Source organism: Bradyrhizobium sp. BWA-3-5 (genome assembly GCF_032917985.1).
Lineage (GTDB): Bacteria > Pseudomonadota > Alphaproteobacteria > Rhizobiales > Xanthobacteraceae > Bradyrhizobium.
The window spans coordinates 1,443,954-1,468,367 of sequence record NZ_CP136626.1 but is presented as its reverse complement, the minus strand read 5'-3'; the positions used below and the strand labels follow the sequence as shown (position 1 = coordinate 1,468,367).

The 24,414-nt window shown below is 62.9% G+C and carries 29 protein-coding genes; 15 read left to right on the top strand and 14 right to left on the bottom strand.

Features of this window, described 5'->3' with window-relative positions; genetic code table 11:
• The first annotated feature begins 6 nt into the window (after positions 1–6).
• Both fliN and RX331_RS07125 read left to right on the top strand, forming a co-directional pair.
• Entirely contained in the window at positions 7–357 is a 351-nt protein-coding gene (gene fliN / locus RX331_RS07130) for a flagellar motor switch protein FliN (protein ID WP_065731301.1), read from the top strand.
• A gap of 53 nt (positions 358–410) precedes the next feature.
• Positions 411–1,790 (top strand): sigma-54 dependent transcriptional regulator, encoded by a 1,380-nt coding sequence (locus RX331_RS07125; protein ID WP_317255903.1) that lies wholly within the window; start codon positions 411–413, stop codon positions 1,788–1,790.
• A gap of 76 nt (positions 1,791–1,866) precedes the next feature.
• Here RX331_RS07125 and RX331_RS07120 read toward each other — a convergent pair whose 3' ends face one another.
• From RX331_RS07120 to RX331_RS07085, 8 genes are all read right to left on the bottom strand, one after another.
• Entirely contained in the window at positions 1,867–2,046 is a 180-nt protein-coding gene (locus tag RX331_RS07120; protein WP_317255902.1) for a hypothetical protein, read from the bottom strand.
• 70 nt (positions 2,047–2,116) lie between these two features.
• A complete protein-coding gene (locus tag RX331_RS07115; protein ID WP_317255901.1) occupies positions 2,117–2,707 on the bottom strand; it encodes a flavin reductase family protein in 591 nt (196 codons plus the stop codon).
• Positions 2,708–2,715: 8 nt separating this feature from the next.
• The gene (locus tag RX331_RS07110; protein ID WP_317255900.1) at positions 2,716–3,561 is read right to left on the bottom strand and encodes an ATP-binding cassette domain-containing protein; all 846 of its coding nucleotides are present in this window, start codon (positions 3,559–3,561) and stop codon (positions 2,716–2,718) included.
• Between the two features lie 9 nt (positions 3,562–3,570).
• On the bottom strand, positions 3,571–4,377 hold the full coding sequence (locus RX331_RS07105) for an ABC transporter permease subunit (RefSeq protein WP_317255899.1): 807 nt from the start codon (positions 4,375–4,377) through the stop codon (positions 3,571–3,573).
• Entirely contained in the window at positions 4,374–5,537 is a 1,164-nt protein-coding gene (gene ssuD, locus RX331_RS07100) for an FMNH2-dependent alkanesulfonate monooxygenase (RefSeq protein WP_317255898.1), read from the bottom strand. Before ssuD ends, RX331_RS07105 begins: the two co-directional genes overlap by 4 nt.
• Positions 5,534–6,484 (bottom strand): sulfonate ABC transporter substrate-binding protein, encoded by a 951-nt coding sequence (locus RX331_RS07095; RefSeq protein WP_317255897.1) that lies wholly within the window; start codon positions 6,482–6,484, stop codon positions 5,534–5,536. The genes ssuD and RX331_RS07095 overlap by 4 nt, the downstream gene beginning before the upstream one ends.
• Before the next feature lie 44 nt (positions 6,485–6,528).
• A complete protein-coding gene (locus RX331_RS07090; RefSeq protein ID WP_317255896.1) occupies positions 6,529–7,479 on the bottom strand; it encodes an aliphatic sulfonate ABC transporter substrate-binding protein in 951 nt (316 codons plus the stop codon).
• 306 nt (positions 7,480–7,785) lie between these two features.
• On the bottom strand, positions 7,786–8,991 hold the full coding sequence (locus RX331_RS07085; RefSeq protein WP_317255895.1) for an LLM class flavin-dependent oxidoreductase: 1,206 nt from the start codon (positions 8,989–8,991) through the stop codon (positions 7,786–7,788).
• A 185-nt stretch (positions 8,992–9,176) separates the two neighbouring features.
• On the opposite strand from RX331_RS07085, the gene RX331_RS07080 reads away from it, so the two are divergent.
• Positions 9,177–10,292: an ATP-dependent RecD-like DNA helicase gene (locus RX331_RS07080; protein WP_317255894.1), complete on the top strand. Its 1,116-nt coding sequence runs from the start codon at positions 9,177–9,179 to the stop codon at positions 10,290–10,292.
• A gap of 97 nt (positions 10,293–10,389) precedes the next feature.
• On the opposite strand, the gene RX331_RS07075 is transcribed toward RX331_RS07080, so the two are convergent.
• Complete coding sequence (locus RX331_RS07075) at positions 10,390–12,093, bottom strand: caspase family protein (protein ID WP_317255893.1); 1,704 nt, start codon at positions 12,091–12,093, stop codon at positions 10,390–10,392.
• A gap of 265 nt (positions 12,094–12,358) precedes the next feature.
• On the opposite strand from RX331_RS07075, the gene msrA reads away from it, so the two are divergent.
• From msrA to RX331_RS07050, 5 genes are all read left to right on the top strand, one after another.
• Positions 12,359–13,078 (top strand): peptide-methionine (S)-S-oxide reductase MsrA, encoded by a 720-nt coding sequence (gene msrA, locus RX331_RS07070; RefSeq protein WP_317255892.1) that lies wholly within the window; start codon positions 12,359–12,361, stop codon positions 13,076–13,078.
• Between the two features lie 22 nt (positions 13,079–13,100).
• A complete protein-coding gene (msrB, locus tag RX331_RS07065; RefSeq protein WP_317255891.1) occupies positions 13,101–13,511 on the top strand; it encodes a peptide-methionine (R)-S-oxide reductase MsrB in 411 nt (136 codons plus the stop codon).
• Positions 13,512–13,625: 114 nt separating this feature from the next.
• On the top strand, positions 13,626–14,000 hold the full coding sequence (locus RX331_RS07060; RefSeq protein WP_317255890.1) for a hypothetical protein: 375 nt from the start codon (positions 13,626–13,628) through the stop codon (positions 13,998–14,000).
• Between the two features lie 217 nt (positions 14,001–14,217).
• Positions 14,218–14,382, top strand: coding sequence for a DUF3309 family protein (locus RX331_RS07055; protein ID WP_317255889.1), 165 nt, complete (start codon positions 14,218–14,220; stop codon positions 14,380–14,382).
• 224 nt (positions 14,383–14,606) lie between these two features.
• Positions 14,607–14,891, top strand: coding sequence for a hypothetical protein (locus RX331_RS07050; protein ID WP_065731310.1), 285 nt, complete (start codon positions 14,607–14,609; stop codon positions 14,889–14,891).
• 58 nt (positions 14,892–14,949) lie between these two features.
• On the opposite strand, the gene RX331_RS07045 is transcribed toward RX331_RS07050, so the two are convergent.
• Complete coding sequence (locus RX331_RS07045) at positions 14,950–15,489, bottom strand: DUF4112 domain-containing protein (RefSeq protein ID WP_317255888.1); 540 nt, start codon at positions 15,487–15,489, stop codon at positions 14,950–14,952.
• A 585-nt stretch (positions 15,490–16,074) separates the two neighbouring features.
• Here RX331_RS07045 and RX331_RS07040 point away from each other — a divergent pair.
• The 5 genes from RX331_RS07040 to RX331_RS07020 all read left to right on the top strand — a co-directional run bounded on the left by RX331_RS07040 (position 16,075) and on the right by RX331_RS07020 (position 17,812).
• A complete protein-coding gene (locus RX331_RS07040) occupies positions 16,075–16,269 on the top strand; it encodes a hypothetical protein (protein ID WP_317255887.1) in 195 nt (64 codons plus the stop codon).
• 6 nt (positions 16,270–16,275) lie between these two features.
• Complete coding sequence (locus RX331_RS07035; protein ID WP_317255886.1) at positions 16,276–16,479, top strand: hypothetical protein; 204 nt, start codon at positions 16,276–16,278, stop codon at positions 16,477–16,479.
• A 337-nt stretch (positions 16,480–16,816) separates the two neighbouring features.
• Positions 16,817–17,062: a hypothetical protein gene (locus RX331_RS07030; RefSeq protein ID WP_317255885.1), complete on the top strand. Its 246-nt coding sequence runs from the start codon at positions 16,817–16,819 to the stop codon at positions 17,060–17,062.
• A gap of 209 nt (positions 17,063–17,271) precedes the next feature.
• The gene (locus RX331_RS07025) at positions 17,272–17,529 is read left to right on the top strand and encodes a hypothetical protein (protein WP_317255884.1); all 258 of its coding nucleotides are present in this window, start codon (positions 17,272–17,274) and stop codon (positions 17,527–17,529) included.
• A 1-nt stretch (position 17,530) separates the two neighbouring features.
• The gene (locus RX331_RS07020) at positions 17,531–17,812 is read left to right on the top strand and encodes a DUF6719 family protein (protein WP_317255883.1); all 282 of its coding nucleotides are present in this window, start codon (positions 17,531–17,533) and stop codon (positions 17,810–17,812) included.
• A 62-nt stretch (positions 17,813–17,874) separates the two neighbouring features.
• Here RX331_RS07020 and RX331_RS07015 read toward each other — a convergent pair whose 3' ends face one another.
• The 4 genes from RX331_RS07015 to RX331_RS07000 form a co-directional block, all read right to left on the bottom strand.
• The gene (locus tag RX331_RS07015; RefSeq protein WP_317255882.1) at positions 17,875–18,249 is read right to left on the bottom strand and encodes a BA14K family protein; all 375 of its coding nucleotides are present in this window, start codon (positions 18,247–18,249) and stop codon (positions 17,875–17,877) included.
• Between the two features lie 149 nt (positions 18,250–18,398).
• Positions 18,399–19,052, bottom strand: coding sequence for a response regulator transcription factor (locus RX331_RS07010; RefSeq protein ID WP_317255881.1), 654 nt, complete (start codon positions 19,050–19,052; stop codon positions 18,399–18,401).
• The gene (locus RX331_RS07005) at positions 19,049–21,121 is read right to left on the bottom strand and encodes an ATP-binding protein (RefSeq protein WP_317255880.1); all 2,073 of its coding nucleotides are present in this window, start codon (positions 21,119–21,121) and stop codon (positions 19,049–19,051) included. The genes RX331_RS07010 and RX331_RS07005 overlap by 4 nt, the downstream gene beginning before the upstream one ends.
• A gap of 187 nt (positions 21,122–21,308) precedes the next feature.
• Complete coding sequence (locus RX331_RS07000; protein WP_317255879.1) at positions 21,309–21,731, bottom strand: DUF5413 family protein; 423 nt, start codon at positions 21,729–21,731, stop codon at positions 21,309–21,311.
• 293 nt (positions 21,732–22,024) lie between these two features.
• On the opposite strand from RX331_RS07000, the gene RX331_RS06995 reads away from it, so the two are divergent.
• Both RX331_RS06995 and RX331_RS06990 read left to right on the top strand, forming a co-directional pair.
• Positions 22,025–23,266, top strand: a complete 1,242-nt coding sequence (locus tag RX331_RS06995) for a glycosyltransferase (RefSeq protein ID WP_317255878.1) — start codon at positions 22,025–22,027, stop codon at positions 23,264–23,266.
• Positions 23,267–23,294: 28 nt separating this feature from the next.
• On the top strand, positions 23,295–24,344 hold the full coding sequence (locus RX331_RS06990; RefSeq protein ID WP_317255877.1) for a glycosyltransferase family 4 protein: 1,050 nt from the start codon (positions 23,295–23,297) through the stop codon (positions 24,342–24,344).
• Positions 24,345–24,414 lie beyond the last annotated feature (70 nt).

Below are 24,414 nucleotides of genomic sequence, written 5' to 3'. Positions count from 1 at the left end.
TGAACCATGAGTGACACCGACGCACAGGTACCGCTTCCCGACCTCAACGCCGCGGACGCACCGCCGGTCGACGACCTCGCCTACAACGAGGACGAACAGGCCTCGCGCATCGCAGCCGACCTCGAGGCCGTGTTCGACGTACCGGTACAGGTTTCGGCCGTGCTCGGCCGCTCCAAGATGGATGTCGGCGAGCTGCTCAAGCTCGGTCCCGGCACCGTGCTCGAACTCGACCGCCGCGTCGGTGAGGCCATCGACATTTACGTCAACAACCGCCTGGTGGCGCGTGGCGAAGTCGTGCTGGTGGAAGACAAGCTGGGCGTGACCATGACGGAAATCATCAAGGCTGAACGCAGCTAGCAATTTTGGCGATACGCGCCTGCAAGGCGCGAACAGACGGACAGGAGACAGACATGCGGCTTCTTATCGTTGGCACCTTGAAGGGCCAGCTCACGACAGCCACCAAGATCGCGATGGAAAACGGAGCATCCGTGACCCATGCCGAGGCGATCGAACAGGCGATGGGCGTGTTGCGCGGCGGCAAGGGCGCCGACCTCCTGCTGGTTGACGTCGCCCTCGACATCCGCGACCTCGTGATGCGGCTGGAAGCCGAGCATATCCATGTGCCGATCGTAGCCTGCGGCATCTCCAACGACGCCCGCGCCGCGGTCGCCGCGATCCATGCCGGCGCCAAGGAATACATCCCGCTGCCGCCCGATCCCGAACTGATCGCCGCCGTGCTCGCCGCCGTCGCCAATGATTCCCGCGATCTCGTCTATCGCGACGAAGCCATGGGCAAGGTGATCAAGCTGGCGCAGCAGATCGCGGGCTCGGACGCTTCCGTGATGATCACCGGCGAATCCGGCACCGGCAAGGAAGTGCTGGCGCGCTACGTCCACTCGCGCTCGAACCGCGCCAAGCGTCCCTTCATCTCGATCAATTGCGCGGCGATCCCCGAGCACCTCCTGGAATCCGAATTGTTCGGTCATGAGAAGGGCGCCTTCACCGGTGCGGTGGCCCGCCGCATCGGCAAATTCGAGGAAGCCTCCGGCGGCACCCTGCTGCTCGATGAAATTTCTGAAATGGACGTCCGCCTGCAATCCAAACTGTTGCGCGCGATTCAGGAGCGCGTGATCGACCGCGTCGGCGGCACCAAGCCGGTCGCCGTCGATATCCGCATCATCGCGACATCGAACCGCAACCTCGCAGACGCCGTGCGCGAAGGCACCTTCCGCGAGGACCTGCTGTTCCGCCTCAACGTCGTCAACCTGAAGATCCCGCCGCTGCGCGACCGCCCGGCCGACATCCTCGAACTGGCGCAGCATTTCGCCAAGAAATACGCCGAGGCCAACGGCGTGCCGCTGCGGCCGATCTCGGCCGAGGCGCGCCGCGTGCTGACCTCGAATCGCTGGCAGGGCAACGTCCGCGAGCTGGAAAACACCATCCACCGTTCGGTGTTGATGGCGCAGGGCGACGAGATCGGCCCCGACGCGATCGTCACCCCCGACGGCGATCGCCTCGACCTCGCCAAGACCGCGCCCGCGGTCGCGCATGCGACCTTTGCCGCCGAGCAGGTCACCCGTGCGCTGGTCGGCCGCACCGTCGCCGATGTCGAGCGCGACCTGATCCTGGAGACGCTCAAGCACTGCCTCGGCAATCGCACCCACGCCGCCAACATCCTCGGCATCTCGATCCGCACGCTGCGCAACAAGCTGAATGAATACGCCGACGGCGGCATCCCGATCACGCCGGCGGGTGCGGGCGAGCAGCAGCGGTTCATGACGGCGGGGTAGCAGCCGCCGTCATTGCGAGGAGCGCAAGCGACGAAGCAATCCATCTATCCGTTATGCCGAAGCATGGATTGCTTCGCTACGCTCGCAATGACGTTGAGAGAGCGGAATAACTCGGCGCATCCGGCTTGCGGAAAATGTGGATGGGATCGCCCGGTTTGAAATCGGGCTGCGTGAAAAGGGCATAGGCATACAGCGCGAGATAGGCGATCGCGATTGCGCCCACGCCGTAGAATGCCCAAGCCGCAATCCGCTTCATCGCGGATATCTAGAACGACTGATGGCAAATGGCCAGCCCGCCGAACGGCGGAAATCCGGAACTTCGGCGTCTATCGTCTGGCGCTTCGCGTGGCGTGCGGCTTGGGCACGCTGACTTCCGCCAGCCGCAGCGCATCTTCATCGCGATCGATGGCGACATACTGGCCCTGCCAGTAGGCCAGCGCCGCCGTGCGCGGCGAGACCGTCACGTCAAGCACGCGGCCGATGACGATCGCATGCGAATGGCGCTCGACGACATCCTCGACTTCGCAATCGATCGCCGCCAGCGCGCCTGTCAGCAGCGGCACGCCTGATACGCGCGTCGTCCAGTGCGCGCCGGCGAAGCGTTCGGCGCCCTTCAGACCGTCCTTGCCGGTAAAGCGTTCGGCGATGTCAATCTGGTCCGCCGTCAGGATGTTGACGCCGAAGAAGCCATACCGCCTCACAAGCGGCCATGACGAAGCTTCCCGGTTGATGCTGACGATCAGGGACGGTGGATCGACCGACAGTGACGACACCGCAGTGACCGTCATGCCGGAGATGTCCCAGCCTATGCCCGCGGTGACGATGCTGACGCCGCCCGTCAACTGGCGCATGGCGTTGCGGAAGTCGCCCGGAGTGATTTCGCTTTCGACCGAGACGGAACGCAGGATCGAGTTCATGGAGCACCTCACAGGTCGGAAGTATCTTCCGTGCCTTCCAGCAGATTCTTCAAGATCGCGCCTTCCAGGGCCGCCAGCTCGGCCGAGCCGCGCTGCCGCGGGCGCGGGACATCGACGCTGAAATCCTGGGCGATGCGGCCGTCCTCGATCACCAGCACGCGGTCGGCCAGCGCCACCGCCTCAGTGACATCATGCGTCACCAGGATCGCGGTAAAACCCTGGTCATGCCAGACCCGCTCGAGCAGCCGCTGCATCGAAATGCGCGTCAATGCATCCAGCGCGCCGAGCGGCTCGTCGAAGGCGAGGACGCGCGGCTGGCTGACCAGCGCACGGGCAAGCGCCACACGCTGCTTCTGTCCGCCTGATAGGACCGCCGGCCATTGCGTCCGCTTGTCGGCGAGACCAACCTCGCCCAGCGCGCTTTCGGCGCGCGCCTGCGCGTCAGGCGAATGCCGCTCGCGTCCGAGACCGACTTCGACATTCGACAGCACGCGTGCCCATGGCAGCAGCCGCGGCTCCTGGAACATGACGCGGACATCTTCCGGGCGTGCGTCTTCACCAAGGCTGATCGTGCCGGCGGTGGCGCTTTCCAGGCCGGCAATCAGCCGCAATAGCGTGCTCTTGCCGCAGCCGCTGCGGCCGACGATGGCGACCGACTGGCCGGCAGGGATATGCAGATCGATGCCGCGCAGCACCTCATTGTCCCCGAAGGATTTGCGCAGGCCCCGGATGGTCAGCGACAGGCCGCGGGAAGGTACGTCCGGCGCGAGCCGGAGCTGTCGCGCCTGTTCGACATAATCAGCGCGCTTAACCAGTTCGGCGTCCAGGGAACGAAAGCGAAGGGCTTCTTGCATTTCTTGTCCTCAGTGTTTCTGGAAGGCCGGGTGCCAGGATAGCGTCAGCCGCTCCAATGCCCGCGAGGCGCTGTCGGCGAGCTTGCCAAGCAGCGCATAGATCAGGATCGAGAGCACCACGACATCGATCAGCATGAACTCGCGCGCCTGCATCGCCATGTAGCCAAGGCCCGATGACGCGGCGATGGTTTCCGCCACGATCAGCGTCAGCCACATGATGCCGAGCGCGAAGCGCAGGCCGACGAAGATCGACGGCAGCGCGCCGGGGAAAATCACCCGGCGGAACAACTCTCCGTCGGTCATGCCGTAGATGCGGCCCATCTCAACCAATTGCGGATCGACGGTGCGGATGCCGTGCAGTGTATTGAGATAGATCGGGAAGAACACGCCGAGCGCGACGAGGAATAATTTCGCTGACTCGTCGATGCCGAACCACAGGATGACCAGCGGAATCAGCGCCAGATGCGGAATGTTGCGCGCCATCTGCAGCGTCGTATCGGTCAGCTTGCTGGAAAGCTGCGACAGGCCATTGGCGAGGCCGAAGGAGAAGCCGATGCTGCCGCCGATCAAGAAGCCAACGCTGGCACGCCAGAAGCTGACCCAGATGTTGCGCGCGAGCTCACCTGACTGCAGGAGTTTCCATCCCGCCAGCGCCACATCGGTGGGCGCCGGCAGCACCCGCGCCGCGACGAAGCCGGTGACGCAGGCCACCTGCCAGATCAGGATGATGGCGAGCGGCACGATCCACGGGATCAGACCATCGACCCTCGGCAATTTCGGTGCGCCTGTGCGGGGAAGACTGTCGATCAAGCTCATGACTGCGACGCTTGTTTGTGGGGCCGATACTCATAGCCGATGGTTTCGCCGAACGGGCCGGTGTTGACGCGGATCGGCGTGACGTTGCTGTGCGCCAACGACAGCAGCGGGAACACCAGTTCGGCGAACCGATAGGCTTCCTCCAGGTGCGGGTAACCCGACATGATGAAGGTATCGATGCCGATATCCTGATATTCCCTGATCCGCGCCGCCACCGTTTGGGGATCGCCGACCAGCGCGGTGCCTGCGCCGCCGCGCACCAGGCCGACGCCGGCCCAGAGGTTGGGGCTGATTTCAAGCTTGTCGCGGCGGCCGCCATGAAGCTGCGCCATGCGCTGCTGGCCGACCGAATCCATCCGCGAGAAGATTTTCTGTGCCGAGGCGATCGTCTCGTCGGTGACGTGCTGGATCAATTCATCGGCGGCCTTCCATGCCTCCGCATTGGTCTGGCGCACGATGACATGCAGGCGGATGCCGAACGACAGCTTGCGGCCGCGCGCGGCGGCCACGGCCTTCACGCGGTTGACCTTCTCGGCGACCTGCGCCGGCGGCTCGCCCCAGGTCAGATATTTGTCGACGGTGTCGACGGCGACGTCGATGCCCGCATCCGACGATCCGCCGAAATAGAGCGGCGGCCGCGGCGACTGCACCGGCTGGAACAGCAGACGGCCATCCTCGATACGGATGTGCTTGCCCTCGACGTTCACGGTCTCGCCGGCGAGCAGATCGCTATAGACGTTGAGGAACTCACGCGTCACCGCGTAGCGCTCGTCATGCGGCAGGAATATGCCGTCACCCTTGTTCTCGGTCGGGTCGCCGCCGGTCACGACGTTGACCAGCAGCCGCCCGTTTGAAACGCGATCCAGCGTTGCGGTCATGCGCGCGGCAACGCTCGGCGATTGCAGGCCGGGCCGCACCGCCACCAGATAGCGCAGCCGTTCGGTCCACGGCGCCACGGCCGAGGCGACCACCCAGGAGTCCTCGCAGCTTCGCCCCGTCGGCAGCAGCACGCCGAAATAGCCGAGCTGATCGGCGGCTTGCGCGATCTGGCGCAGATAGTTGAAGTTCACCTCGCGCCCGCCGATGGTGGTGCCGAGATAACGGCCGTCGCCGTGGGTCGGCAGGAACCAGAGGATGTTAGCGTTCTGTTGCGTGCTCACGATCCGGACCTCCGGGCCACGTCAGAAATCTTGATTTGCTTGGGGATAAGGCCGAGCGCGAAGAAGGTGTCGGCGACCTGCTGCTGGTCGGCAACCACGCTTTCGGTGATCGGCTTGATGCCGTAGGACTGCCGCTTAAGTGCAACTTCGACGACCGGAACGGAAAGCCCGATCGCCGGCGCCAGTTGCTCGGCGACGGCATGGATGTCGCCCTTGGCCCAGTCGTCGACTTCGCCGAGTTGAGCGAGCACGAGGTCGACGATCTTCGGATCGCCTTCCAGGAACTTCTTCGATGAGAAATAGAACTGGTAGTTCGAGACGATGCCGGTGCCGTCAGACAGCGTGCGCGCGCCGGTCGCAGCCTCCGCTGCCGCCTGGAACGGATCCCAGATCACCCAGGCATCTACCGCGCCGCGTTCGAACGCCGCGCGCGCGTCGGCCGGCGCAAGAAACACCGGTTCGATCTCGGAATATTTGACGCCCGCCTTCTCCAGCGCCTTTACGAGGAGATAGTGAACGTTGGAGCCCTTGTTCAGCGCGACCTTCTTGCCCTTCAGGTCGGCCACCGCGTTCAGCTTGCTGTTCTTCGGCACCAGGATCGCCTCGCCTTTCGGCGCTGGCGGCTCATAGGCGACGTACTGGATCGGCGCACCCGCGGCCTGCGCGAAGATCGGCGGCGCCTCGCCGGTGTTGCCGAAATCGATCGCGCCGACATTGAGCGCTTCGAGTAGCGGAGGGCCGGACGGAAATTCGGTCCACACCACCTTGTAGCCCTCGGCCTTCAGCTTCTCTTCCAGTGTGTCTTTGCTCTTGAGCAGCACCAGCTTGCCGTATTTCTGGAAGCCGATGCGAACCACCTTGTCCTGCCCGTAGGAGGCGCCGACAGTTGCGGCGACCGTGACCGCGGATAGGATGGCAGCCGCCATCATTCGTTGAAACCAACGCATGCAGTTCTCCTGAAAGATGAAATGAGGAAGTGACGGCGATCAGGTCAGGTTTGCACCGACCTCCAGACCGCATCCCGCACCACGACCGGTTTCGGGATCAGGCCAAGCTTGTGAAACCGATCTGCGACGGCCTGCTGCGTCGTTATGATCTCGTCGGTGAGCGGTCCGATCAGGAACGATGCCCGGTTGGCTGCGACCGTCTGGACTTCCGGCGGCACGCCGGTGACAGCGGCGAGCGCGGCAGCGACTTCAGCCCGATTGGCCTCGGCCCAGCGCGCCGCGTCCGCAAGGCCGTCGATCACGTCGCGCGTTTCGCGTCCACGGCTGTTCGCAAAATCCTTGTTCGCGAGATAGAACGAATTGGTCTTGGCGACCTCATGGGCATTGACAAGAATGCGGCCACTCTGGCGCTTTTCTCCGATCGCAAAATAGGGATCCCAAACAGCCCACGCCTCGATGCTGCCGTTGGCGAAGGCCGGCACCGCGTCGGGCGGCGTCAGATAGACGGGAGTGATATCGCTCCACGTCAGCCCGGCTTTTTCCAATGTCGCAATCACCACATTGTGCGCGCTGCTACCCTTGGTGAAGCCGATACGCTTGCCCTTCAAATCGGCGATTGTCTGAATGCTGGAATTGGCAGGAACCAGGATGCCCTGCCCGTTGGTAATCGCCGATCCCGCAACGTAGACAACATTAGCATTTGCAGCCTGCGCGAAGATCGGCGGGGTGTCGCCGACCGAACCAAGGTCTACGCTTCCGGCGCTCATGGCTTCGAGCAAGGGCGGGCCCGACGTGAACTCGATCCACTTGATTCCGATTTGCCTGGCGGCAAACTTTTTTTCCAAAATCGCCTGCTGACGCGCGATGACCAGCACGCCCGTCTTCTGGTAACCGATACGAATTTCCTTCAACGGCGTATTTGCGCGCGCCCTCGGCACAAGCGCGCCGGCAGCCGCGACGCTCACAGACAGTTTAAGAAAGTCCCGACGCTTCATCGGTTTCTCCTGACGATCGCGGCATGCGCGATCAAGCGATGTCAGGATGATGGTGCGATGCGATGGGGCTGTCGAGCGGCTACGAAAAATAACGATGCGTACACTGCGTTGGCCAAGCGAAGCGCTGCGTTTGTTTCAACGAGCGGAGTGCGTGCAGGGAATTTCTTTCCAGCACGCAATCGTGAGGTTCCGTCCCAAGACAATCAGCTGTCGTCGCACGGAAAACGACGTGCAAGGGCAGCGACAATCATATCGGCACAACGAGACGGCTCGGTCGACGGTGACTCGTGCCGGCCATGCCGCCCGCTACCCCGCCGCCACTTTCGCCGGCGCGACATTGACCGCCAGCTTGCCGTAACGGTCACCGAACGCCTTGGTGTCGATCTCCTCGAGCTGGATTGCTCCGCTCAGCACGCCCTTCTTCCATTCGTCGTGCTCGGGATCGTTCTGAAACTCCGGCATCACCTCCTTGGCGAATAGTTCGAGCGACTCGCAGATATGTTCGTGGGTGTTCTTGCCGGCCTGGTTGAGCAGGATCACCTGGTCGATATGCGAGGTGCGGAAACGCCGCAGCTTTTTACGGATGGTTTCCGGCGAGCCGATCAGGCCGCCGCGCAGCGCCGCCTCCTGCGCGTCCGGATTCTCGCGCTTCCACTTGTTGTATTCGTCCCACATGTTGACGGTGCCGGGATCGGGACGCTGGCGGTTCTGCGATTGGCCGTAATAGCGCAGCGCGAACTGGAAGAAGGTAGCGCCGTCGGCGCGTCGGCGCGCCTCCTCGTCCGTCTCGGCGCACATGAAGAACGACACCAGCGCCATGTTCGGGTTGATCTCGTAGTCGGCCAGCTTCTTCAGCCGCTTGGTGATCGCGTTGTAATAGGCATGCACCCAGGCGTGCGCCGCGTCGGCGCTGACGAACTGGAAGCCGAGCGCCCCAAAGCCGTTCTCGCCGGCGCGCTCGATGGTCGGCAGCTGCGAGCACGCCATCCAGAGCGGCGGATGCGGCTTTTGCACCGGTTTCGGCACCACGTTGCGCAGGGGGATATCGAAATACTTGCCGTGATGCTCGGTGCCCACCTTGGTGAACATCGGGAAGATCGCCTGCACCGCTTCCTCGAACACCTCGCGCTTGGTTTCCATGTCGCGGCCGAACGGCGTCAGCTCCGTGATGGAGGCGCTTTCGCCCATGCCGAATTCGCAGCGGCCGCTCGAGAGCAGATCAAGCACCGCGACGCGCTCGGCGACGCGCGCCGGATGGTTAGTGGTGAGCTGAAAAATGCCGTGGCCGAGCCGGATCTGCTTGGTGCGCTGGCTCGCGGCGGCGAGGAACGATTCCGGCGCCGGCGAATGCGAGTATTCCTCGAGGAAATGATGCTCCACAACCCAGGCGTAGTCATAGCCGAGCCGGTCGGCAGTCTCGAGCTGCGTCAGCGCGTTCTGGTAGAGCCGGAGCTCGTCGCAGTCCTGCCAGGGACGCGGCAGTTGCAGCTCGTAAAAGATGCCGAATTTCATGACGCGCCTCCCAAGGACTGCTTGTTGTTTTCAATCAGTGTATTCGTCGCAAGGCGCAAGTCCAGCCTTGGCCGCGCGAGCGCAATTCCGCGGCGCGGAAGCTGCTTGCATGGAACGCGCGAATGGTTAGCTTTACGCTGCCATTGAGTCGCGGCCCAACGCCCGCCTCCTCTCCATCCGGACCCATGACTACGTTCACGCCGCATCAGGATTCCGCGCTGAAGGCCGTTGCCGACTGGCTCAAGGCCAAGCCCGGCAGAGGCGGCACGCCGCCGGTCTTCCGCCTGTTCGGCTATGCCGGCACCGGCAAGACCACGCTGGCGCGGCACATCGCCGAGGGCGTCGACGGCGAGGTGAAGTTTGCCGCATTCACCGGCAAGGCCGCGCTGGTGATGCGCAACAAGGGATGCGACAACGCCTCCACCATCCACTCGCTGATCTATCGCGCCAAGGAATCCGGCGTCGAGCAGCCGAGCTTTGAACTGTGGGACGATGCGCCCGCCTCCAAGGCCAAGCTGATCGTGATCGACGAATGCTCGATGGTCGATGCCGAGCTCGGCCGCGACCTGATGTCGTTCGACTGCCCGCTGCTCGTGCTCGGCGATCCCGCGCAATTGCCGCCGATCCAGGGCGGCGGCTTCTTCACCAATTGCGAGCCCGACGCGATGCTGACGGAAGTGCATCGCCAGGCTCAGGACGATCCGATCGTGCGGATGTCGATGGATATCCGCGAGGGCCGCGAGCTTGAGATCGGCCGCCATGGCGAGAGCGAGGTGGTGTCGCGCAGCGAGCTCGATCCGGAGCGCGTGATGGGCGCCGACCAGGTGCTGGTCGGCCGCAACAATACCCGCCGCGCCTACAACATGCGTATCCGCCAGAAACAGAGCATCGAGGATCCCTTGCCGGTTGCCGGCGACAAGCTGGTCTGCCTGCGCAACAACCGCAAGAAGGGCCTGTTCAATGGCGGGTTGTGGCGCGTGAAGTCGCGCACCCAGCCGCGGGCGAAATCAAAGATCCTGACGATGCGGCTCTCGCCCGACGAGGAGTTCGGCCACAAGGTCACAAAAGTCTCGGTGCGCCACGACTGTTTCGAAGGCGGCATCGAGGCGATCCCGTGGGAGCAGCGCAAGCCCTATGACGAGTTCGACTACGGCTATGTGCTCACCGTGCACAAGTCGCAGGGCTCGCAATGGGACGACGTGGTGCTGTTCGACGAGAGCTTTGCGTTCCAGGACAGCCGCGCAAGGTGGCTCTACACGGGGATCACGCGGGCGGCGAAGCGGCTGAGCGTGGTGGTGTGAAGCGTAACCGTCATTCCGGGATGGTGCGGAGCACCAGACCCGGAATCTCGAGATTCCGGGTTCGACGCTTCGCATCGCCCCGGAATGACGGTGGATATTACCTCTCCGCCACGAAATAAAAATCCTCGCGGCCCGGCAACGAGCCGTAGGTGAACGGCTGCTGCGTCCGGTTGGTCACCTTCCAGACGTCGTCGCGAACGATGTCGAACAGCTTGCGAACCTCGATCTTCGGCTCCTTGATGACGCGCGCCAGCACGGTGGCGAACGGGCTGTTGACGGAATTGCCGTCCAGCGCGGTCTCGCCGTGCTTGGCGGCGTAAACCACCATGAAGCCGGCTTCCGGCTCGATATTGGAAAAGCCGCGGTTGACCAGCTTCAGCGCGATCGTCCGCTGCATGGTCTTTTCAAAGGGATTATCGCGGCAGGCGTCGAGCATCACCAGCCGCAGCTTGCGCGCGCCGGCGACAGAGGCGATCACCTGTTCGAGCGCCACCGCCTGCGTCTCCGCGTCGCTGTCGACCTTCAGCCTGGCATCGACCGGGATCAGATAGTTCACGCCGCCGATTTCCATGCCGTGACCGGCATAATAGACCACGGCCCAGTCCGCCTTTTCGGACTCCAGGCCGAATTCGTGAAGGGCGGCGAAGAATTTGTCGCGAGTCAGGTCGGACGACAGTGTCACCGTGGCAAAGCCGAGCTCGCGAAAAGTCGACGCGATCAGCTTGGCATCGCGCGGCGGATTATCCAGCGGCGCGACGTTCTTGTAGGCGCCGTTGCCGATGATCAGCGCGACCTTGCGCGGGCCCGTCGGCTGCGGCGCCTTGCTCGCCGGCGCCGGGGTCGCGGTGCCCAGCAAGGCCTCGAGCCGCTCCTTGGCAACGCCGCGCGCCAGCGCGGTGTCGATGTCCTCGCGCTTTGCCGCCACGGCATTGGCCACGGCGCGATAATCGGTGCGCGCGGCGGCGAGGTTGCGGCGCCTTTCATACAGCTGGCCGCGGCCCACATAGGCGCGAACATAGTTCGGATTGACCTTGAGCACCTGGTTGTAATCGTTCAGTGCAGCGTCGAGATTGCCCTTGCCGAGATAGGCGTTGGCGCGGTTGGTCAGCGCATAGAGATTGTTCGGCGATTTCGCCAGCACCGCATTGCAATCGGTGAGCGCGTCGTCGAATCTGCCCATGCCGATATAGGTGAGGCACCGGTAGCCTGGCACTTGCGGGCCGTCGGGATTGACCCTTTGCGCCTCGGCGAAGTCGGCGAGCGATTCCTCATATCGTTTCATCAATCCCTGGAGGCGGCCCCGATTATAGTGGTGCAGATAGCGGCTCTGATCATTGCCGATATATTTGACCGCCAGGTTGAACTCGTCGAGCGCGCGCTGCAGCTCTCCCCGGCGCATGAAGACCAGGCCGCGGTTGTTGTAGGCGCTGCCGAAGGTCGGACGCAGCTGCAGGCAGAGGTCGTAATCGGCAAGCGCATGCTCGTCGTCGCCCTTGTAGCTGTAGGCGATGCCGCGCGCATTGATGACCATGACGTTCTGCGGCGCGATCTCGTGCGAGGTGGTGAACGCCGCGATCGCGCCGTCGTAATCGCGCTTCTTCATCAGGCTGTCGCCGCGATACCAGAAAGCGGCGGCGCGGGAGGGGCCGGTGATGCTTTCGTCAGCGATCACGCTTTCGCACGCGACAAGACGCGCCGCGGGTTCCGCGGTGGAGTTCCGGCAGGTATCGATATCCCCCGCGGCCCGCACAGGGCCTGCGGCGGCGAGCATGACGAGAGCCAGCAACAAGGCCCGTAACATCGGCGAAACGCTCCGGTACATGGATTTTGGTCGCGGCTGATGACCCCCGGTTCATTGTGAAAAGACAGGGCGGCAGCGGTCAAGCCTGGCCGATCGCCCTCCCCTTAAGGCCTTGCACGGGCGCCATTTTATTCACGAACTCGTGTGGCACACGCCGTAACAATCCCCCTCCCGCGCCGTATCTTGGGCATCGGACAGAATTGCGCCGATTGCGAAACGCCGGTCCCGCTCTAGACTGCCCCCAACCATTGCCAAAGAGGAAGCCATGTCCCCTCGCCATCTCAGCCGCCTGTCGCTCGGCGCCGCCGCCATCGGCGCGCTGGCCCTCGCCGCCGTCGCCATCAGCCCGTCGCGTGCCGCGGAGGAAGCGGTCGTCATTCCGGCCCCGGCCGTCGACGTTCAGGCCGCCGACGGCATCCAGACCGCGGTGATCGCGGGCGGCTGCTTCTGGGGCGTCCAGGGCGTCTACCAGCACACGGCCGGCGTGCTCAACGCGGTGTCCGGCTATTCGGGCGGCAGCAAGATGACCGCGAACTACACCATGATCGGCACCGGCACCACAGGCCATGCCGAGGCGGTCGAGATCAAGTACGACCCGAAGAAGATCAGCTACGGCAAGATCCTGCAGATCTTTTTCTCCGTCGTGCACGACCCGACGCAGTTGAACCGCCAGGGCCCTGACGTCGGCACGCAATATCGCTCGGCGATCTTTACGGCCAATGACGAGCAGAAAAAGGTCGCGGAGGCTTATATCGCCCAGCTCAACGCGGCCAAGGTCTACAAGCAGCCGATCGTGACCAAGGTCGGCCCGCTGCAGGCGTTCTTTCCGGCGGAAGACTATCACCAGGACTACCTGACGCTGCACCCGAACCAACCCTATATTGTCTTCAACGACATTCCCAAGATCCACAATCTGAAGAAGATTTTTGCGGACAACTACATCGAAAAGCCGACGCTGGTGAGCAGCGCAAAGGCCACCAACTAAGGCGACGGATTAAGGAGGCTAAATGTCCGACACCAAAACATCCGGCAAGGTCGTCAAGAGCGAGGCCGAGTGGCGCAAGGAATTGACGCCGATGCAGTATGCCGTGCTGCGCGAAAAGGCGACCGAGCGGCCCTTCACCGGCGAATATGAGCACGAGCACCGCAAGGGCACCTATACCTGCGCCGGTTGCGGCCAGACCCTGTTCGAATCCGATGCCAAGTTCGATTCCGGCTGCGGCTGGCCGAGCTTCAGTACCCCTGCCGTGGAGAGCCATATCGACGAGGAGCGCGATTTCAGCCACGGCATGATCCGCACCGAGGTGTTGTGCTCGAAATGCAATGGCCATCTCGGCCACGTCTTCAATGACGGGCCCGGTCCGACCGGCTTGCGCTACTGCATCAATTCCGCGGCGCTCAAGCTGCAGCCGAAATAGTTCGCCTAACGCTCGAACCTCGTCTTCGCCCCGCGCGACCAAGGGCTGGTCGCGCGGGGTTAGTTTTTGGGACGCTTTCCGCCCCTCCGGCGCGCAGACAGGATGAATTTCAACATGCGCATTTCGAAACGTCAGTTGCTCGGTCTCGGGCTAGCCAGCTTTCTCATGGAGAGCCTTGTGATTCAGCCCGCCCTCGCCGCCGACAAGGTTTCCCTGTTCAAGGTCATCACCAGCAAGGACGAGATCGTGATCGGGATCGGCGAGACCGAGCTCGCCCAAATGGAGGGCCAGAACGCCGGCGGCGTCGCCAAGGCGCTGGTCGCCAAGGGCTCGATGAGCGTGTGGCAATACGCGGTGCGCAAATCCACCAGCGGCGATCTCGAACAGTCGCCTCTGCACAAGATCGGCCTGATCGCCAGCGATTCGCTGCGCGTCGAACCCTATGCGACGCCGCTCAAGGTGCTGCCGATCGATGAGACGAAGAAATGACGGCGTAGTCGTCATTCCGGGATGGTCCAAAGGACCAGACCTCAGCTGTGCAATTGCACACCGCGGAATCTCGAGATTGCGGGCTCGATGCTGCGCATCGCCCCGGAACGACAGTGCCTCACTCTGATCAACCCAACGACTTCCGCTTCAGAATGTGCTTTGATCCGGGCCGTGGGCGCGTCTGGGCCACGCGCCGCCAGCCTCTGGGGAGCGCGTCATGACGCTTGGCACGGTACTCGTCATCATCCTGATCATAATCCTGCTGGGCGGCTTTTCCGGCCGCGTCAGGGGCTATGGCTATGGTTATGGCCATTCCGGCATGGGCCTGGTCGGGGTGATTTTGATCGTGCTCCTGATCCTGCTTCTGCTCGGCAAGATTTGAGCCATATAAACCATTGAAAAAACTTGATTAAATTTTGGTTCCACGCAGCCATGCGTGGATTCATCATCACCCCCGATGGCGGACTTCAGGGGTCGCATTTCTGTCAGAGAAGCTTATATTAGGGCCTTGAAATGACGTGCACGGCGCGCCGCCTCTCAAGGCCCACCGTCATCCAATCCCCATTGCTCGCCAACAAGAGCCGAAAAAGATTGAGGTCACCGACCATGCGTCCCTTCAGCTACAACACCGCCGCCGAACTCTTTCCCGCTGCGATCCGCAAGAAGAAGCGTGCCGGGTTTGCCTATCGGCGTTTCGGCACCGCGGCGGAAGCGGTTCGCTTCGCGATCGAGGAGTTGCCGGCGGATTCGCTGAACGGCGCCTATCTCCAGGTCGAGGAAGCCCGCTTCGACCAGAGCGGCATCCGCTCGCTCTATGAAAGCGAAGCCTTCCCGCTGCCGCGCCGTCCGCGTCCGGCCGCCAGCACCGACGACAAGGCCGACGCGGCCTAACGCCTCCAACTGTCAAGCAGCCCGCCTCCGGGAAATCTTCCGGAGGCGTTTTTTCTTTTTATTGGCGCGGCTGCCGTTCGAGCCAGCGCCTGAGCATGCGCACGTTGCGGACGTTGGCGCGGAACATGACGTCGAAGGCGTCGCCCGCCACCGGCACCAGGCCGACCGCGCCGTCAACTGCGACATTGGCGAGCATCCGCGCCGTGAGGTGCCAGGGCGCACCCAGCGCGCGCGCTTCGCGCACGATCCACAGCGAAATCGCCGTCGTGATGATGTCGCCGACCACGGGAATCAACCCGATCAGCCCGTCGATGCCGTAGCGGAAATTGGTGCCGGGCACGATGAAGGCGACGTCGAGAAGCTTTGCGATGGCGTCCAGCCGCGCGATCCGCTGCTCGCGCGTCAGATTGCCGAACGGGTTGGCAGTGGAATGACCGAAATCGATCCGCAGCCCTTCGAACTGGCTGTGCAGGTTCGGCTCGGGGATCTCGCGCCCCTCCTGGTCGATGACGGGTCCACGCCCGGCCGCCCGCCGGCGGGAGGACTGCTCATTGCGCGCGCGCGGCGGCATATAAATATCGTCGTTTGTCATGGTCATCACATGGTAACGCGAATACAAGGTGCAAGTTGCGTCAAATTATCATGATGCATCCCTGAGCCCTTGATATCTCAGACGGAACGCTCTTTCCCGCCTGAAGAGATTGCGAGCGAAACAATCCACGTCTCGGTTCGGGGGTAGATGGATTTGCTTCCCGGAGCCTGTCATTCGGCGGCGCTTCGCGCCGACCGGGTAACTTGCAATGACACGGGAGACGTCGCCGCATCCACCGCTGTCAGGCGGAGGATCCAGTACGCCGCGGCTTATCGGTTCGATCATTGCCGTGTCTGGAATACTGGATCCCCGCCTTCGCGGCGATGACAACTGAATATGAGGCGACGTTCTCGCGACATGAATTGCCCGAGGCTTGCGTTCTGTTGTTCTCATCGAGATCAGAGGGCATGCGCGTTGCGGGAGCATCCCGGCCATCCTGCATAACGGCTTTTACCCTGACGGGGATTTCCTGACATTTCCCGATCGGGCGCCATTCTATTATGCCGCATGCCTGCGCCGGGCACGGGGGCGCAAACGGGCAGATGGTCATCGCGGGCGTCTTCGGGCAGTGGAAGCACGAGGTGAGGATAAGTGAAAAGATTTGCCAACCACGCAGTTACATTTTCTCTTGCAATGGCGAGCGCGGCCCCCGTGGCGTACGCGCTCGCACACATCGCGCATGACGGTCTTGGCGTTCCTGCCACGGCCCTTCGGGAGCAATCGCTGATCTGCGCCGCACTTATCTGCGGCCTCGTCACGATCGAATTTATCGTCAGCAAGGAGTGAAAAAAGATGAGCCGACAATCTGGGATCTTCGATCTGGCTGTCGCGCTCATTTTGTTCATTGCGAGCGCCAGCGTGGCTGCCTTCCTGATGGCGGTTTTCATCCACTGCGGCCTGGGCGTTCCTCCCGCGGCTCTGAGGGTCGACGCGCTCGTTTCCGCCGGCATTCTCGGCCTGCTTCTGATCGTGACGGCGGCGATCGGCAAGAATTAGAGGACGGCGATTGGGGATGGCCGGCAAGACAGGGGCTCGAAATGTTAATCAACAAGGCAGTCAGCAAACGGCCTTTGGCCTATTGCGCACCATGCTCTGAACGGACGCCGCACCGTTATGAAAGGGTGGGTGTCAACGGCAGGCTTACGTCGAGAGCCATTTGCCTGATCTGCAACAACGACTCGCGCCAAGTCCCAACAGCCCAAAAGGCGTCCAATTCCTCTCCGTAAACGGTGCGGATAACAAATTGACAGGTTTTTCCTGACGGGCCTCCGCGGGGTTGATCTTTAGGATGGCGATTGACTGAAAAAGGCGTGTAGCTTCCGGGAGGTGCGCGGTGAATACAAAGAACGACAAGCCGCTCCAACACCGCCGGAGCAAACAACTGCGCGAGCGGGCCTTTTTCTTCAAACGTCTGGCGATCGGCGCGGCCGATCCAAAGTTTTCGGCCAAGCTTCAGGTATTGGTCGATGAGTACGAACGCGAGGCCGCCCGAGCAACGCTCGAACTGGAGCAGTCCACAAATCCGCTGCAGACCGCGCCTCCCGGCGACACGCCGGAGCACCGCACCGGCCGAGGATAGACCCAGCGCGCATCATTTCGTTCTCTTCATGATATGAGCATCGCGGCTCCAGGCATCCGGCATTGCTCCAACCCGCAACATCAACCGACGGCATGGCAACGCAACACGTCCCCGACAACATCAGGGATTTCATCGTGAGGCACATCGCTTCGGTTGCCCAGATCGAAGCGCTGCTTCTGATCTGGTCGAATCCGGAGAAGCGCTGGAGCGTGTCGAAGGTCGCGGCGCGCATCTACGCCGGTGAAGCCGAAACGGCAAGAGCGCTCGAGGGACTTTGCGACAACGGCCTTTTGGCCCGCAAGGACGATGGCTTTGGCTTGAATGCATCGGACGAAAACGTCGAAATGATTGGAAAACTCAAGGAAGCCTATGCTCGCCATCTCATCCCCGTGACGGATGTCATCCACGGCAAATCCCGAGACCCCCGCCCAGCGGCAGCAGCGCATGGGCGTCAAGGGGATCGATGATATGGCCACGATCATCCGACGTCCGGGCCCCGGGAGTATTGCAAGCTTCTTCGCAGCGCTGCTGGCGGCCGTGCTTATGGCGCAGCCATCGTTCGGCCAGAAGATCTACTCCTATGAACCATTGATGATGGACCCATACTCGACGATCTATGTTGACGACGGCTCCTGTTCCGCAGGCAAGGTTCTGAGGGTGCAAGGCGCCCAGCGGAATCAACGCCGCAAGAAGAGCTGCGTGCCGATGGGCGAGCTGAAGATCGCCCCCGGGCCAGGCGCCACCAAATAGCGGGCGTCCGGACGCCGATGCGGGCCGCGGCTAATATTCCGCGGCCCAGCCGGCGTTCGCCTTCATGGGCAGGGGTGGCGGTTGCCGTCATGTCCGAGATAGGTGCCGGATGCAGGATCGTAGGACCGGTAGCGCTGCGCGCAATAGGCCACCGCGTCGTTGGCCCGGGCCTGGCTGTTGGCGATCGCTCCGCCAATGATGGCGCCGGCGGCAAGGCCGCCGAGCACAGCCGCACCTGCTCCGTGATGGTGACGATGACGCCAGCCGTAATGGTGATGCCGGTGATGCCATCGGCGATACTGCACATTGACCAGCCCCGACCCGGAGAGCCGTTCGGCCCCCGCGGCCATCATCGGCGCGGCCGCGGCCGGCGCCGCAGAGATCGGGGACAACGTCCCAAGCACGAGGGCGCACGTTACGATTTTCCATGACTTCATCAGAACACTCCTGTTGCGTTGCCGGATAGTGATCAGCGGGGCGACACGCGCAGCATTCGCCGGGCAGCTCATCTCGCGAGCCTGACCGTCAACGCGTCTTTGGATGGATCGTTCTGACAGGTTAAGCCTGACGCGCCGCTTGGCGCATGTCAGTTCGGCGCGGCGAGCCACCCCTGCCTGATACCATAGCGAACAATGTCCGCGCGGCTGCGAAGCCCCTTCTTTTCGGACGCCCGCGCCTTGTAGGTCTCCACGCTCTTGACGCTCACGTCGAGCTGCCCGGCAATCTGCTTGTTGCTGAACCCCTGCGCCACGAGCTTGAGCACGTCCTCTTCGCGCCGGCTGAGTTCGGTGCCATTGCTCTCTTCCGACAGGGCGAAGGTCGGCGCGCTCAGCGCCGCCTTCTCGGCTATTGCAGGATCGAGATAGATGTCACCCTGGTTGACCGCCCGTATGGCGCGCAGCAACTCGTCTCCGGCCGATCGCTTCAACAAATATCCCCTCGCGCCCGCTTCAAGCACGGGATTGATGTACGCGCGGTCTTCGTGAACCGTCAGGGCGATGATTTTTACCCGAGGGCATTGCCGGCTGACCTGGCGCGCCAGCTCCATCCCGCTGATGTCGGGCAGTGAAAGATCGATGACTGCGATATCCGGCGAGGAATCGCAAATGGCCTTTAGCCCGGTGGCGCCCGTACTGGCTTCCCCGACAAGCTCGACTTCAGGCGCATCCTGCAGCAGCGCGCGGATGCCGGCGAGCACCACGGGGTGATCGTCAACAAGTGTAATGCGGACGGGACTCATGCGACGGCCTCCGGCGCACCCAGCGGGATCTGAACAAAGATCGTACTTCCCTTTCCGCGCGAAGACTCGATGGCGATCGTGCCGCCGAGCAGGGCAACGCGCTCCTTCATGCCTGAGAGACCCAATCCCGGGGTCCGGCCGGCGCCTCGCGCGAGCGGGCCCACGGTCTCCGGCTCGAAACCGACGCCATCGTCCTCGAGAACCAGTGCCAGCCCGTCCGGCTTCGTCTCGAGCACGATGCTCACTTTGCCGGCGCAGGCATGCTTCAGGACGTTGGTCAGCCCCTCCTGGACCAGCCGGTACAACACCGCCGCGACGTCGACAGGCAGCGCATCGTCGCGCCCAAAGGTCTGGATATCGGCCCGGACGCCGTAACGTTCCTGCCATTCGGCGACGTAGGCTTCGATTGCCCTGAAGATGCCGAGGTCATCGATCGCCGTCGGCCGCAGGTCTGAAGCCGTGCGATGAATGTCGCGGCCGATCTGCCCGGCGAGTTGTTCCAGCCAGCGTACCTGCTCCGTTATCGCGTCGTCCTGGCTGCCTTTGGCTATTCCCTGCTCCAGGGCTTTCAATCCAAGCGACAGCCCGGTCACCGTCTGCCCAATCTGGTCATGCAGCTCCCGTGAAATCCGGCGCTGCTCCTCTTCCTGCGCGGATGCAAGCCGTCGAAGCAGATGCGACCGTTCTGCCTCTGCACGCTTGAGAATATCGATGTCGGCCAGCACGCCGTGAATCACATGTCGCCGGTTGGGCGGACCTTCGGCCCTTCCCGCTGCGCGCAACCAATGTTCACCGCGATTGTCCGACTGAATCGGAAACTCGACGCTGTTCGACCGGCCGCTTTCAATGCAATCGGTCGCAAACGATGTCAGCGCAGCGCGGTGTGGTGGTTGGAGCAGTGCGAAAATCCTGTCGGCGGACCAGCGCGTTTCCCCCGACCGCGCTCCGGCTAGCCCGAGAAGCGCGCAGAACCGGCTGCAGCCGCTGAATTCGTTTGCCGAGAGGTCCCACCGCCATGTGCCGAGCTCGGCCGCATCAATCGCGAGTGCGCCGCGCTTTTCGCTGTCCAGCAGCGCCGCCGCCGACTGCAGCGCCTCCATGCGCCGCCGCTGGGCGATCTCGCGGCCGATCACCAACCCGAGTGCAATGGCAAGGCCGACGCTCACTGCCGTACCGCCGAACAACAGCCGCAACGAGCGGGAGACGGGCGCGTTCAATTCGGAGACCGGCACGCCGACATGAACCGACCAGCCGTCGGTGCCGGCCAGCGTGCGGTGAACGGTTTCAACGTCGACCCCCTCGCGCGTCTGCGCTCGCGGCGAGTTCGAGCCGTTGCGCGCCATGGCTTCCTGTACGGCAGGGGTCGTCGTTGCTGACCTGACAGCCCTCGTATCGGGCGTGCGCGCAACGATCTTTTCATTGGCGTCAATGACCGTGCCGGCCCATCCGGCGGGCAATCCCGCCTGCGCGAGAATGGTACCGATCTGGTCGGGCAACAGGCCGATCGTCAGGATATAGCGGAGCTCACCATCCCTGATAACGGGAACACGCAGCGATACCAGCTGCTTTCCGATCGCCGCCTGGTAGGGACCGAGGCCGCCGAGAACCGGCTTTCGTGCACGAAGAACGGCGTTGAAGCTTTCAGTGTCGGTTACCGGACCGAGCGGCGTGCCGAGCGGCCGGAGCACGTTCAGGACCTGCTCCTTGTCAGGCTTGGTCAGCGCCGCAGTCTCCCATAACGGACGGGCCGCCACGATACGCGTAGCCTCAAGGTAGAAATCCTGCAAACCATCGCGATCGAGTGCGGCCGAACTCGCGAGGGTTTCGGCCACCTGTACTTCGTGGGAGATCTCGCCCTCAATCCGGTGTGCGACCTGCGTCAATGCCTGTGTTGCGGCCTCGCGGGCGTAGCTGCGCTCCTGATCGGCGGTGATATAGGCCATCCATCCCCCGAGAAGCAGGACTGGAATGGCGGCCGTGAGGACGAGGGCCGTGAAAAGCCAGACGCCCTCCTTCGGCCGGCTCGAAGCCGACGAAAGCCTGCTCCCCAACTCGGCGATCACAGCCACGCGCATATTTTCTTGCCGGCAATAACAGACAACGCGATGCTCCCTTGCGCTGAATTCTCCGATCGGACCAGCTCACTCTGGCTGTGCCAAGCATCATATGGACGGCCATGGGTCAGGAAATTCCTGACGCCCGCGGCTATTTGCAGTTCCGGCGAAAAGGAACGCCAAGCCGCGTGCCAGCGGACGCTCACGTCGAATGCACGGCCTGCGGCTCGTCGGCGTATTTGTGCGCCAGCCATGACGACATCGTCGCCGGCACCATGCCGACGAGGCCGTAGAGCACGAACTGCATCGCGCCGGTATCTGGCCCGCGCGAGCCATAGAGCAAGGAGGACGCGACAAAGCCGATAGCGGCGATAATTACGGTCCGCACGACAGGGTTAATGCGCTTGACGTGACAGAGAATGTCGTCGATGGCGCCGACCATCAGCGCCGGCACGATGCCGAACAGGTAGCTGTATTGCAGCGTCTTGAAGAACGCGCCGAGGAATTTGCTGATTTCGGTCCAGTTGGTCTCCGTCCAGTAGCCCGAAGCCACCGTGGTCGCGAGCAGCATCAGGAACCCGGCGACGAACGGGCCGATCGCTCCGAAGATCAGATAGCGTTTCATGGAACTGCCTCCTGACGCTGCTCCCTCCAATACAGCAGCGCCGGGGCCAAGTAAATTTATCGGTAAATTTATCGCCCCTCGGCGACGAGCCCGCAGTCCGCATCTACATTGGATCGCGTCGAGGTCCATGAACGGTCGTTCAGCAAGATTAAGCATTCTTAGGCTTATCCGACGCTGAGGCGAGGCAACTTCCGTACGTCTCCGGACTTATCGCTGACGGGAAAAACTGGCATGGCCCAAGAGCTATCGGGGCCATGGAAGCGGCATTTGCCGCGACGCAAAAGGTGACCTCGATGTCCATGCTTGCTCCTGCCGTGGAACGATCCACTCTCGGGCTACATACGCTCGAACAATACGAGCCGCTGATCGGTGCGGCGGCGGTCGAGCGCATCGCTGCGAAAGCGAAGCGGGTGCGCACGATGCGCGTCGCCCACGTCAGTTCGACGTTCTATGGCGGCGGCGTCACCGAACTGCTGACGCCGCTCACGCTGATGATGAACGCGAGCGGCATCGAAACCGACTGGCATTTGATTCAGGGAACGCCGGGCTTTTTCGGCTGCACCAAGAAGCTGCATAATACGTTGCAGGGCGAGAGCGTCGATTTCTCCGACGCCGAGAGGACGATCTACGAACAGGTCGTGTTCGAAAACGCCACCCGGCTTCATCTGGAGGATTGCGACGCCGTCATCGTGCATGATCCGCAACCGCTGCCGCTGATCGCGCATTTTCCTGATCGCGACATGCCGTGGCTGTGGCAATGCCATGTTGATCTTTCCTCGCCCTACCCGCCGGTATGGGCTTATTTGCGCCGCTTCATCGAGCAGTATGACGCGGCGATCTTCTCGCTTTCCGAATACGGACAGCCTCTTCCGGTCGACCAGAACTTCGTCACGCCGGCGATCGATCCGTTTGCGGCGAAGAACCGCGAACTGTCGGCGCACGAGATCAGTGAATTTCTCGGCAACTACAAGATACCGAACGATCGTCCGCTGGTGACGCAAATTTCGCGGTTCGACCGCTGGAAGGACCCGATGGGTGTCATCGAGGCGTTCCGCAAGGCAAGGCAGCAGGTCGATTGCACGCTCGTGCTGGTCGGCAACAACGCATCCGACGATCCGGAAGGCGGCAAGATCCTGGAACAGATCCAGAGCGCTGCCGACGAAGGCATCGTCATCCTTAGCGTCGACGATCCGACACTGGTGAACGCGCTGCAGCGCGCCGCCGCCGTCGTGCTGCAGAAGTCGCTGCGCGAAGGTTTTGGCCTGACCGTCACCGAGGCGATGTGGAAAGGCGCCGCCGTGATCGGCGGCAACGTCGGCGGCATCCGCCACCAGATCAAGGATGGCTGGAACGGATTCCTGGTTGCTACGCCCGACGAGGCCGCTGACAGAATTGTTCAGCTCCTGAAGGATGCAAAGCTCCGGCAGCAGATCGGCTCGCGCGCCAGGGAAAGCGTGCGGCAGAACTTTCTGATGAGCCGGCTGTTAGAGGACTGGCTCGACCTCTTGGCCAGATACGAGCGGCCGGTGGCCTGATTGTATGCTTGTGGACGGTGCGAAGCCGATGCGAATTGCCCAGATGGCGCCGTTGATGGAAAGCGTTCCGCCCAGGCTCTACGGCGGTACCGAGCGGGTGGTTGCGTGGCTGGTCGATGAGCTGGTGCGCCTCGGGCACGAGGTGACACTGTTCGCCAGCGGAGATTCCGGGACATCAGCCCGGCTTCACGCAGTTTGGCCGCGGGCGCTCCGGCTTGGACGACCGAAGACGGACCCTCTGGTGACGCAGGCGGCGCTGCTGGAGGCGGTCGCGCAGCACGCCAGCGAGTTCGACGTCATTCACGCCCATATCGATTGGCTGCATCTGCCGCTGTTCACTAGGCTCGGCGTGCCGTTTTTGACCACCTGCCATGGCCGCATGGATTTACCGGGCTTTCCCGACGTCGTCAGGCGCTTTCCCGAGGCGCCTTTCGTGTCGATATCGGATAACCAGCGCGTTCCCTTGAGCGAAGCCAGGTGGATCGGCACCATCTATCATGGCTTGCCGGCCGACCTGTTCCGGCCGTCGTTCGAGGCCGGCTCCTATCTCGCCTTTCTCGGCCGGTTGACAAAGGAGAAAGGACCGGAGGAAGCGATCCGGATCGCGCGTGCTGCGAAGATGCCGCTGCGTATCGCCGCAAAAGTGCCGCGCGGCGAACGGGGCTATTTCAAGGAGCAGCTCGAGCCGCAGATCGACGGCAAACAGGTCCAGCTCAGCGGCGAGGTCAATGACGCGACGAAGTGGCAGTTTCTCGCTGGTGCCGCGGCGCTGCTGTTTCCGATCGACTGGCCGGAACCGTTCGGCCTCGTCATGATCGAGGCGATGGCGTGCGGCACGCCCGTCATCGCCTTCAGATCAGGCTCGGTGCCTGAAGTCGTCGACGACGGCATCACCGGCTTTGTCGTTGCCGACGAGGCCGAGGCCATCGCGGCGATCAAACGGCTTCCCGAACTCGACCGCAAGAAAGTGCGTGCGCAGTTCGAGAAGCGCTTCACCTCAAAGCGGATGGCTGAAGAGTATCTGCGCTGCTACGCAGCGCTGGCGCGCCGCCGCGCCGACGAGGTCGTACCGGCGTGAGTTGGGCAAGCGGCGTCCATAATCTCGTCATGGCGGGCTCGTCCCAGCCATGACGACGCGGAACGTGAGG